Below are 11,295 nucleotides of genomic sequence, written 5' to 3'. Positions count from 1 at the left end.
CAGCTCCAGCGGCCAACGCCTAGCAGATTTCGGTCTTCCTCCTTGCGATAAGTCGTCATCGAATCGCTAACGCTCTTCGTGATTCCTTTATCTCATGCGGGAGCCCTCCAATCTGTACGGCGCTGAACTGCCGCTTGCGCTTTTTAGTCAGGCGAAGCCGAGGAGGCTCACCGCACGCCCCGCGGAGTCACGCACCTGGAGTGGAAATCAACCTACTTTATTCATAAAGAACCAATCTGAATGATAAGTTCCTTCTTTAAAGGACACCCGAAAACAGCCTTGCAAAAGATTCCTTCGACCTTTCCACTATCCCTCTTTTGTAATACTCAACCGGCCGCACCCTGACACTGTCCTTCATATCTTCTTCATAATGTGCGGACAGATCGCGGATGGAACTGTTACCCATCAGGAAAACATTGACTTCAAAATTCAAGTGGAAACTTCTCATATCCATATTGGCTGTTCCGACCGAAGCAAGATTTCCATCAACTATGATGATTTTTTGATGCATGAACCCTTTTTTGTAAGAGTAAATCTCGACGCCGCAGCGGATCAGCTCCGAGAAATAAGACCTCGTAGCATATTGAGTCAGGAATCCATCATTGATCTCGGGAACCATGATCCTCACTTCAATCCCCTTGGAAGCCGCCACACGAAGAGCGGTTCTAATGGATTCAGTCGGTACAAAATAAGGCGTCGCAATCCAGATTGATTTCGTTGCGGACGCTATCAGGGAGTAGTAAAGATCACTCATGATCCCCAGCTGTGTATCCGGGCCGCTTGCTACCACCTGTACGGCGCCGTCCAATTCCTCAGCTTGAATTTCCGGATGGTCCTGGTATTTTTCCAGAACCATTTCGCCCGATACGTATTCCCAATCGAGCAGGAAAACAGTGTGGAGGGTAAAGACAGATCCTCCCTCAAGCATCATATGAGTGTCGCGCCAAAAACCGAACCTTTCATCTTCGCCCAGATACTCTATCCCAACGTTCAATCCGCCTACAAACCCCACGATACCATCAATGACAATGATTTTCCTGTGATTTCGAAAATTGAATTTCTGATTGAAAAATCCATATTTCAACGGAAGGAATGGCTGAACCTGGATACCAGCTTCCTGCATGGCATGGACATCCTTTGAGGAAAGATGCATACTGCCGACCGCATCAAAGATGAACAAAACCTCCACACCCTCTTCAGCCTTTTCAATCAGGATGCTGATAAGCTCTTTTCCAAGCCGGTCCGACCTGAAGATGTAATATTCCATATGAATATACTTCTTGGCCTTCTTCAGTTTTTCTTTTATCTCTGTAAATGTTTCATCGCCATTCTTTAATATTTTCGTCGTTGAAGAAGTACTGATAGGCGACCAGGCCACTTTATTGGCAAATCTCGCAAAACTCCTCTGATTATCCTGAAGGAAGGATAAATCCGGTGAGTTCTCTCGTTTAAGAAGCTTTTGCCATTCTTCCCTGTCATTTTTCCGCTTACTTTTGAAAAGGTATCCTTTTAAATACAACTGCCCCGAATATAAATAAAAGAAATATCCAAAAACCGGAAAACAGACCAAAACGTATATCCACAGCAATGTGTGCTGGGCAGATCTGTTTTCCAAGATAAGCGAAAAGACGCTGATCAGAATGATAAGGATATATACGGCGGCTGCAGCTGCTTTTATATATGTAGGAAACTCCGTAAAAAGGAAGATATATACACAAGCAATCAGTATGATGACAAATAAAAATTCCAGCCTTCTTTTTTTCATATGACCAGTCCCTCAAGTTTCAGAAGTGCTTACCTAACCTACCCTCTAGTGTTTCACAATTCTTGATAAGTACGCTGAGTAAATATGTTTATGTTGAACAAGAAAGTTTTATAATCTATTCCCCGAAACCTGCAAAGGCTAACCTTTATTTTTTTGTTTAACCCATCCCAAGGAAGGAAAAAGAATAAATAACATGAACGAAAGGGTGATGATTGGATGAGTAAAGATAATGGTATGAAAGATAAGTTAAAAGGTGCAGCTAAAAAAGCTGAGGGAGAAGTAAAAGAAAAAACTGGACGAGCAACTGACAATCCTGAAATGCAGCATGAAGGCAGAAAGGATAGAGGCGAAGGCGAACTTCACGAAACAATCGGGGAAGCGAAGGATGACCACCGCCGATAAGGACAGACCTATCTAGAAAAAGCACCCTGAAATGTTCGGGGTGCTTTTTCTATTGTACCTGCGGACCTATCCCGGCACTTATCAATCTTCTATGATTTTCCCGCCATGCAGACGTTTCTTTGCTGCCTTTAGATTCAACTCGGCGGCCATTTTTTCCAAGAAACTTTCCTCTCTTTTTGTAACAATGGAAAGGACTGTACCTGAAGCTCCCATCCGGCCGGTTCTGCCTGAACGGTGGATATATTGCTTTGTATCCGTTGGAAACTCAAAATGGATGACATGTGTGACCCCGCTGATATCGAGGCCTCTTGCTGCCACGTCAGTGGTGAGCAGCATCGGGACTTTGCCTGCCCTGAATTTATCCAGTGAGTGCTTTCTCTCCATTTTCTTGGATTCTCCTGCAAGAACTTCCAGAGAAGCCTTTTGGTATTTAAGTTTCTCTTCCATTTCCGATAACTTTTCCAGGCTGTTAAAGAAGACCAATGCTTTGATGCCTTCCACGTTTGACAGCTTCCGAAGCACTTCAATCTTATCCCTTTGTTCTGACAACAGATATCCGTGTTCAACCTTCGTTGAGGAAACCTCACCTTGATTGATCCGGATCACTTCATAGTCCTCCATAAGCTCCGATGCCACTTTGTCTGTAACTTCTGAAAGTGTAGCTGAAAAGAACAAGAGCTGCCTATCCGCCATTGTGGATTTAATAATTTGACGGACATTGTTGATATGTTCATTGCCGATCATAAGATCAAACTCATCGACAACGATCGTTTTTACTTCATGCATTTTCAGCTTCTTCATTTTGATTAATTCTGTAATCCGGCCGGTTGTTCCAACAACAATTTTGGGCTTCTTTTTAAGTTTTTCAATCTGATTTTTTACATTCGCCCCGCCGATAAGGGCTATGCTGTTAATTCCCGATCCCTTCGTCCACTTCTGGATTTCCTGATGGATTTGCATGACCAATTCATGGGAAGGGGCAAGGATCAAGACTTGAGCCTGCATTCTCTTTTCATCAATGCTATTAAGGGTCGGCAATAGGTAGGCCAATGTTTTACCTGTTCCGGTAGGAGATTCACAGACAAGGTTCTTCCCTTCTAAAATTTCGGGAATGGATTTTTGCTGCACTTCGGTTAGTTCCTCAAATTCAGCATTTTTCCATGCCTCCTGTAAAAAAGGCTTTAGATTTGATAGATAGCTCATTTGTTAATTCCTCTCTCTATTAAAGATGCTGTAGTTCATTTTACACGAAGTCGGAAAGAAAAACATCAAGACTGCGGCAAGGAAATCGTAACGACGGTACCTTCACCCTTTTCACTTTGATAGGTGATTTCGCCCTGATGGCGTTCTATGATTTTCTTGCAAACGGCAAGCCCGAGACCCGTCCCTTTTTCTTTTGTTGAATAAAACGGCTCGCCAAGATGGTCTATTCTTTCCTGGTCCATCCCAATCCCATTATCTTGTATCGTGATGACAGCCCGGTTTTCATCTTTGAATGTTTCCACTTTTACTGTACCGGAGCCTTCAATGGCTTCCACCGCATTTTTTATCAGGTTGATCAGTACTTGTTTCAATTGGTTTTGATCTGCATTCACATATAATGGCCCCGCTTCAACAGGAATGAATTTTATTTTGACATTATCCAGGTTTGCTTGTGCTTCCATCAGGACAAGGACCTGTTCAATAATATCATTTACCTCTTCCCGGGCGAATGCAATGTCCGGCTGCCTGCCAAGGATGAGCATCTCGCCTGATATCAGATTGATTCTTTCAATCTCAGACAGCATAATGGAAAGATGCTTCTCCTCTACCCTTTTGGTTACCTGCATTAATTGGACAAACCCTTTTAATGACGTGAGCGGATTCCGTATTTCATGGGCGACAGCGGCAGCTAATTGGCCGATGACAGACAATTTCTCAGAGGCTATCATCATTTCTTCATTTTTTCTGTAATGAGTGATATCCCGGGCTATCCCGAATACACCGATGATTTTTCCCTCTACAACAATTGGCAGCAAGGAACATCGAAGCAGCCTGTCCTGGTTGAACTTGGTGCTGATTTTCATCTCAAAGCGTGAAGCATTCCCTTTGAGTGTTTCAATAAACAGCTGCTCTACCTGTTCCCTGTCTTCCGGGTGAATTAGAAATTGAAGAGGCTTCCCATTAAGTTCACGGACAGTATATCCAACCATTTCTTCCCCTCTGGGATTCAGAGCGGATAAGTTCCCTTCTCGTGTCATTTCAAATACGGCATCCGGATTATGATTGAATAATGATTGATAATGCTGGTTGCTCTTCTGAAGCTGCTTTTCTTTATCTTTCAACTTTCCGGTCGTTTCCACCAATTTGGATGCGCGTTGAAAGACAAGCAGATAAATTAAAGCTCCTGTGATCAATATAAAAAACCAGCCTTTGTACTGTTGAAAGAAAATGAATAACCGCATTTCGTCATGGGCCAAGATTAATGACAGCCTGTCTGAAAAGATTACCCACAATGCACCTACTATTACATAAACGACCGCTATTTTCCCTGCAATTTTCCTCGATTCCTTCATATATGAATTCCCCTGCTGTTTCTGTCAATTTACACCTATAATACCTCACTTCAGTCAATTTATGTTAATCTGTTCACTTTTCATAACGTTTCAATTAAAACACCGGCGGATAATTAATGATTAAGAGAGGTGAAAACGATGTGGCAAAAGTATAGGTGCAAGGACTTCAGCAAGACCGGGAACGTAACATTGCCTAATCAATGGAGACAGCAGTTCGGGCTCTTACCGGGGAGACAGGCAGAGATATGTTTCGATCAGGATGCCATCGTCATAAAGAGGCCTGAACAAAACAGCACAAACAATAAGCGGTATATTTCAGAAAAGGGTGCCATCCATATCCCAAAAGAGATCCGGGACATCAGCGGCATTCAACCACATCAGGAATTCTGCCTGTTTGTTGATGAACAGGATAAATGCTTTATTTTAAAAGTCATTTAAACTCACTTTTTTGCATTAGAAGTGCAGCAAAAAAAGTGAAGCTGCAAAATCGCTCCACTTGAACACAGCTATCATACATTTGTTGAAATTTTAATGACCTTTACTCCATGAGCTTCTAATTCATCAATCTGGGCAGCAGTCGTTTCTTCATCCGTTAGAATGATATCGAGCTTTTTAAGAGGGTACATGCTAGTGAATAAATCGACACCCACTTTTGTATGTTCTGCAAGTGTGATGATCCGCCGCGAGTTGTCAAACACTTTTTCATGAAACAGGGCCACTTCAGGAGTCGAAGTGCTCAATCCCTTCCCTGTCAGACCGCCGCCAGTTGCAAAACACAGGTCATAGTTGAAACGATCGGCAAATTGTGCAGCCAGCGGGTCCGTGATATTTCCGGAAGATTTCATTCTTCCGCCAATTAAATACGTGTGGATATTCTCATATTCTCTCAGTTGATAGGCAATCTCAACAGAGTTTGTCACAACTGTAAAAGAAAAGTCCCTTGGCAGGTAAGGAATCATGGCATAATGAATGGATGCCCCTCCAATAAATACAGTCTGGTCAGGGTTGATGTAGGCAGCTGCACGCTCTGCGATCTGTTTCTGATAAGTCGTGCTTTCACCGAATCTTTCTTCATTTTCTCTCGGCATCGACCTGACCGCCGGCAGGGGTATGGCACCTCCATGCGTCCTTTGCAGCAGCTGTTCACCTTCCATGATGGATAAATCCCTGCGTATTGAGTCTATCGAGACATCAAACTGTTCCGCCAGCTCTTTCACAAGGACCCTTCCCTTTTTATCAAGAATTTCATGGATTTTCTTCCTTCTTTCTTCAGAGAACATTCTTTCCCCACCCTTCAAATGCTTACTATATTCCTATTATTGCTGTTTTGTTCTTGTTTTGTCAATTATATTTTCGGTTTTGTTCGTTTTGTTATTTGCAACCTTAAAAAAACCAGCATATCGAATGCTGGTTTTTTAGGTCATATTTCAATCCTGTAAGAACTTCCGACCCGCCTGACCACCCGTGAATCGTTCAATTTGACGAGGATGTCTTCGAAGCTTTTTTGAGAAGCCTTATGGGTGACAAGGACAATTTCCGAGATGCTTCCCCTTTTGGGATTCTGCCAGATCTTTTCTACACTGATGCCCTCTTGAGAGAATAGTGAAGTCACCTCAGCAAGTGTTCCGACCTCATCCTCGACTACAAGTCTGAGGAAGTACTTTTTGAAAACCTCATCCGCTCTTTTCAACTTTTTTGGAAACTGCGGAACAACAGCGCTGTGCCCGTTCACTCCAAGTCTCATGTTTCTCATGACGCCTGCAAGATCAGATACGACCGCAGTGGCTGTAGGGAGGCTGCCTGCTCCAGGTCCGTAGAACATGGTTTCCCCTACCGCATCTCCGTACACATATACCGCATTGTTTTCATTTTTGACTGCGGCAAGCGGATGGGAACTGGATATCAATGCCGGCTGCACAGTGACATCAATGCTATCTCCTTCTCTTTCAGCTGTTCCTATCAGCTTCATCGTATACCCCAGCTGCCTCCCGTACTCTATATCCTCTTGAGAGACACTTGTAATCCCTTTAAATCGGACGTCTCCAAGACCGACATTCATTGAAAACCCCAATGTTGACAGGATTGCCATCTTTCTTGCTGCATCCGTCCCTTCTACATCCGCTTCCGGGTCAGCCTCTGCAAATCCAAGGTCCTGTGCTTCCTTTAGCGCTTCCCCATATGATTTCCCTTCATCACTCATTTTGGTGAGGATATAGTTGGTCGTCCCGTTCACGATCCCGATGATCTTATGAATGCGGTCAGACGCAAAACCATCGACTACACTCCTAAGAATCGGTATTCCTCCCGCAACACTCGCTTCGTAAAACAAGTCGCACCCATTTTTTGAGGCCGCCTCTAAAAGCTCAGGACCGTGAAGAGCCATTAAGTCCTTATTGGCGGTTACAATATGTTTTTTATTTCCCAGCGCTTTCAGCAGAAGTTTTCTTGTCTCTTCGATTCCTCCCATCACTTCCACAATCACATCAATGGTTGGATCATCTATTATTTCTAAAGGATTTGTTGTGATTAAAGTAGTGTCTACTTCGACATCCCTCTCCTTTGAAAGGTCCTGAACCAGTATCTTCTTTATCTGGACAGCACAGCCGACTCCATGCACCAGTTTATCCTGATGGTTCCGTATCACCTTTACAACCCCTGAGCCCACTGTCCCCAAACCTAATAAACCTATTGATATTTTTTCCAATTAACAGCCTCCTGTCCGGTTTCCCTCTTTGATATTTTAAAAATGTATTCACCAAGATTTCATCTATTCCTGCAAGAACTCATATTTATTTTTCTCTTTTTGCATGTTGCAGAAAGATTGATTGTATGATAGATATGTAATGTACGATAATTTCATAATTTTTCACAACACTAGGGGTGCGTTTAAGCTGAGAGAGACATTTCTATGTCTTAACCCTGACTACCTGATCTAGGTAATACTAGCGAAGGGAAGTGGCGGACATATGTATGCAATGGCAGACAGTAGGACACTACTGCCTGTATTTCTCTTTACATATTAGGATTGCACCTGGCCACTTTCTATTTGGAAAGTGGTTTTTTTGTTGTCATTTAAGGGGGGGTCACATTTTAGAATCGCCAAAGGACTTTATTTCACTAATCAGTATTTAAAGGAGGAAGCATGATGCAGTTCACTGACCGTTTATACGAGAAGGTAAGACCGATCTGGCAGAAAAATCACCAGCATCCTTTTGTACAGGGAATTGGCCATGGAACGCTGGACCAGGAAAAATTCCGTTTTTACATGGTACAGGATTATGTCTATTTAATAGATTTTGCCAAACTTTTTGCTTTAGGTGCCGTCAAAGCTAAAGATCCAAAGACAATGGGTGAGTTTGCAAAGCTGCTTGATTCCACACTGAATGAAGAAATGTCACTTCATCGCCAGTATGCTGAGCGGTTCGGTATCTCACCAGATGAATTGGAAAACGCCCACCCTTCTCCTGTGACATTGGCTTATACACATTACATGCTTCATGTCTCAGAAAATGGAACACTAGCAGAATTGGTCTGCGCCCTTCTTCCCTGCATGTGGAGCTATTGGGAAATCGGGAAAGATTTGAGCAGGATAGAAGGATCAATAAGCCATAAGTTCTACGGTGAATGGGTCTCGATGTATTCCTCGGATGAATTCGGTTCCTTATCGAAATGGCTGATTGATTTACTCAATGAGATAACAGCCGGCAAAAGTGAGGAAGAGTTGAAGCGCCTGGAAGAGATTTTCCTGAACACCAGCCGCTTCGAGTATATGTTTTGGGACATGGCCTATCACGAAGAAATGTGGCCGATAGATGAATAGCCTTCTGCTTGAAAATGTATCTTTTTCTTACCAGCAAAGGAAGAGCCAGCAGACCGTTCATGTGCTCAATGGGCTCTCTTTTTCGATTCAACCGGGTGAATTTGTTTCTATCATCGGACCAAGCGGTTCGGGGAAAAGCACATTATTCCGTTTGATAACCGGCCTTGAACAACCTGCGAAGGGCAGGATTCTTTTTAAAGGAAAAGAAATCAGAAATCGACTTGGACATGTTGGATATATGCCCCAGCAGGATCTTTTGATGCCCTGGAGGACCGTTATGGAGAATGCCATCCTTCCCCTTCAGCTGCAAGGAATGAAAAAAGAAAAAGCTGAAGAACAGGTCCGCGGGCTGCTGGAGGAATTTGGCCTGAAAGGATATGAAGATCGATATCCACACAATTTATCCGGAGGTATGCGGCAAAGAGTATCTTTTTTAAGAGCTGTTTCAAGCGGGAATGACCTCTTGGTCCTCGATGAACCTTTCAGTGCATTGGATGCCATTACGAGACTTTCCATGCAGGAATGGCTGCTGGATCAATGGCGGAAGCAAAGAAAGACGATTTTATTCATCACTCATGATGTCGAAGAAGCCTTATTCCTATCTGATCGTATCTTGATGTTCAGCCAAATGCCTGTGTCATCACTGAGGGAAATCACGGTTCCTCTCCCCCGTCCGCGAAAGTTCGAGGATTTGTCAGATTCACAATTACAAAGGATGAAAGCGGAACTGATCTCGGTGTTAAGAAAAATGGTGACGCTCACATGAAGAACTGGACATATTACACCACTTCCAGCCTCGTCGTTTTTTCTTTGATAATTGCATGGCAAATCGGGGCTGGGTTATACAATAAACCCTTCATTCTGCCGACACCCGGAGGTATTCTTTCTGAACTTTGGGAATTAAAAGGGGTTCTGATCACTAAGCATCTGCCTGCCACTCTGCTGATCATATTTATAGGATTAGCTATGTCAATCATCTTGGGAATATTCCTTGCAGTCTCGATGAACTTCAATAAAACCATTGAACGTGCATTTTATCCGATCTTGATTGCATCACAGACCATTCCGATCATCGCGTTGGCACCGATATTTGTCCTGTGGTTTGGCTATTCCATCTGGAGCAAGGTGGTGGTCACGGTCCTTATCACATTCTTCCCGATCACCGTCAGCACCTTTGATGGATTGAAATCGGTCAGCAAGGATCTAAAGGAATTGATGCTGACCATGGGGGCACGGAAATGGCACATCTTCAGGGACTTGAGCATCCCCTCGGCACTTCCCTATTTTTTCTCAGGCCTGAAAGTGGCGGTCACTCTGAGTGTGATTGGAGCAGCTATCGGGGAATGGCTCGGAGCGGAAGCCGGACTGGGTTACTTCAGCCGCAGGATGATGACCCAATTCAATGGTGCAGCTGTGTTTGCACCGATTGTAATGTTATCCATTGCAGGCATTCTATTATTTCTAATTGTTACATGGCTTGAAAATTTATTTTTAAAATGGAGGAAATCCCTATGAAAAAAGCACTTATGCTCTTGGTAAGTCTGTTTCTTATCTTACTGAGCGGCTGTTCTCAAAGTGAAAATGCTTCGGCAACCAAAGAAAAGGAATTAGAAAAAATGACAATCATGCTGGACTGGTACCCCAATGCGGTACACAGCTATCTTTATGCAGCAATAGAAAAAGGGTACTTTAAGGAAGAGGGGCTTGATGTAGAAATCAAATTCCCTGCAAATCCAACTGATCCCATCAATCTCGCAGCTGCCGGCAAGATTGATCTCGGCATCTCTTACCAGCCCGATGTCATTATCGCAAGAGCCAATGAAGGAATTCCTGTCAAATCTGTTGCTGCGATTGTCCGGTCTCCTTTGAACCATGTCGTCTTCTTGGAAGACAGCCCGATACAATCACCTAAGGACCTGGAAGGAAAGAAAGTCGGGTACCCAGGGATTCCGTTGAACGAAGCCCTTCTTGATACAATGGTAAAAGCGGACGGCGGGGATCCTGGCAAAGTGAATACCATTGATGTCGGATTTGAACTTGGTTCCTCCATCGTCAGTAAAAAAGCTGATGCGGTAATCGGAGCCTTTATTAACCATGAAGTTCCTGTTCTTGAACATGAAGGCTATAACACTCGTAATTTTAATCCCGTTGATTATGGCGTTCCTAATTTTTACGAGCTTGTATTCGTTACAAACGATGACACATGGGATAAAAAAGAAAAAAACATCCGTGCGTTCTGGCGAGCGGCTGCAAAGGGCTATGAATTCATGAAGGAAAATCCTGATGAAGCATTGCAGACCCTGATGACAAACCAGGATGAAGCGAACTTCCCTCTTGTCGAAGAAGTGGAAAAACAGAGTATAGAAATCCTTCTGCCGAAAATGGAATCTGAAGGCGAGGCGTTCGGAAGCCAAAGCGAGGAATCCTGGCAGGAGACGATTGACTGGCTGAAAGAAACAGGGTTGATTGAAGAAAAGCCGGTTACGCAAGATATTTTTATTAATATTGTAGAATAGGTAAAAGGACTTCCCCGGCGGAAGTCCTTTTTTTATCAGTCGTCTTGGCTTCTTCGTTTTTAAGTACCTTTAGATTCGTTTGTTAAGCAAATAGGGACACTAGAACCTTTTTAGACGACTTTACGCTCTGGTCCCTCGACCGAAAGGGACTCTAGAACACCTTTAGACGACCTTACGCTTTGGTTGCTCGACCGAAAGGGAGTCTTGAACCCCTCTAGACGACTTTGCGCTTTGGTT

Annotated in this window: 11 protein-coding genes and 1 riboswitch; of the genes, 6 read left to right on the top strand and 5 right to left on the bottom strand. The window is 43.6% G+C overall.

The window, feature by feature from the left end; all coding sequences use genetic code 11:
- Window positions 1-256: 256 nt before the first annotated feature.
- Complete coding sequence (gene cls, locus ACOJQI_RS04535; RefSeq protein WP_421383854.1) at window positions 257-1,765, bottom strand: cardiolipin synthase; 1,509 nt, start codon at window positions 1,763-1,765, stop codon at window positions 257-259.
- Between the two features lie 216 nt (window positions 1,766-1,981).
- Here cls and ACOJQI_RS04530 point away from each other — a divergent pair, with 216 nt between their 5' ends.
- Entirely contained in the window at window positions 1,982-2,167 is a 186-nt protein-coding gene (locus ACOJQI_RS04530) for a CsbD family protein (RefSeq protein WP_421383853.1), read from the top strand.
- Between the two features lie 81 nt (window positions 2,168-2,248).
- Here ACOJQI_RS04530 and ACOJQI_RS04525 read toward each other — a convergent pair whose 3' ends face one another.
- Both ACOJQI_RS04525 and ACOJQI_RS04520 read right to left on the bottom strand, forming a co-directional pair.
- A complete protein-coding gene (locus ACOJQI_RS04525; protein ID WP_421383852.1) occupies window positions 2,249-3,370 on the bottom strand; it encodes a DEAD/DEAH box helicase in 1,122 nt (373 codons plus the stop codon).
- Window positions 3,371-3,435: 65 nt separating this feature from the next.
- Window positions 3,436-4,722, bottom strand: a complete 1,287-nt coding sequence (locus ACOJQI_RS04520; protein ID WP_421383851.1) for an ATP-binding protein — start codon at window positions 4,720-4,722, stop codon at window positions 3,436-3,438.
- Between the two features lie 138 nt (window positions 4,723-4,860).
- On the opposite strand from ACOJQI_RS04520, the gene ACOJQI_RS04515 reads away from it, so the two are divergent.
- Window positions 4,861-5,160, top strand: a complete 300-nt coding sequence (locus ACOJQI_RS04515; protein WP_421383850.1) for a hypothetical protein — start codon at window positions 4,861-4,863, stop codon at window positions 5,158-5,160.
- Window positions 5,161-5,231: 71 nt separating this feature from the next.
- Here the strand turns inward: ACOJQI_RS04515 and ACOJQI_RS04510 are convergent, their stop codons facing one another.
- Complete coding sequence (locus ACOJQI_RS04510) at window positions 5,232-6,002, bottom strand: DeoR/GlpR family DNA-binding transcription regulator (RefSeq protein ID WP_421383849.1); 771 nt, start codon at window positions 6,000-6,002, stop codon at window positions 5,232-5,234.
- 140 nt (window positions 6,003-6,142) lie between these two features.
- Window positions 6,143-7,426, bottom strand: a complete 1,284-nt coding sequence (locus ACOJQI_RS04505; RefSeq protein ID WP_421383848.1) for a homoserine dehydrogenase — start codon at window positions 7,424-7,426, stop codon at window positions 6,143-6,145.
- Between the two features lie 162 nt (window positions 7,427-7,588).
- Window positions 7,589-7,693, top strand: a riboswitch (TPP riboswitch).
- Between the two features lie 174 nt (window positions 7,694-7,867).
- Here ACOJQI_RS04505 and tenA point away from each other — a divergent pair.
- The 4 genes from tenA to ACOJQI_RS04485 are packed head-to-tail and all read left to right on the top strand — an operon-like array spanning window position 7,868 to window position 11,058.
- Window positions 7,868-8,542 carry a thiaminase II gene (tenA, locus tag ACOJQI_RS04500; RefSeq protein ID WP_421385389.1) on the top strand — a complete coding sequence of 225 codons (675 nt, stop codon included), beginning with the start codon at window positions 7,868-7,870 and terminating at the stop codon, window positions 8,540-8,542.
- Window positions 8,535-9,308 (top strand): ABC transporter ATP-binding protein, encoded by a 774-nt coding sequence (locus tag ACOJQI_RS04495; protein ID WP_421383847.1) that lies wholly within the window; start codon window positions 8,535-8,537, stop codon window positions 9,306-9,308. The genes tenA and ACOJQI_RS04495 overlap by 8 nt, the downstream gene beginning before the upstream one ends.
- Window positions 9,305-10,057 carry an ABC transporter permease gene (locus ACOJQI_RS04490; RefSeq protein WP_421383846.1) on the top strand — a complete coding sequence of 251 codons (753 nt, stop codon included), beginning with the start codon at window positions 9,305-9,307 and terminating at the stop codon, window positions 10,055-10,057. The genes ACOJQI_RS04495 and ACOJQI_RS04490 overlap by 4 nt, the downstream gene beginning before the upstream one ends.
- Window positions 10,054-11,058 carry an ABC transporter substrate-binding protein gene (locus ACOJQI_RS04485; RefSeq protein ID WP_421383845.1) on the top strand — a complete coding sequence of 335 codons (1,005 nt, stop codon included), beginning with the start codon at window positions 10,054-10,056 and terminating at the stop codon, window positions 11,056-11,058. The genes ACOJQI_RS04490 and ACOJQI_RS04485 overlap by 4 nt, the downstream gene beginning before the upstream one ends.
- Window positions 11,059-11,295: the final 237 nt, after the last annotated feature.

The sequence above is a fragment of the Bacillus salacetis genome, assembly GCF_049177075.1.
Classification (GTDB): Bacteria; Bacillota; Bacilli; order Bacillales; family Bacillaceae_B; genus Rossellomorea; species Rossellomorea salacetis_A.
This window is presented reverse-complemented; position numbering and strand designations above follow the sequence as displayed.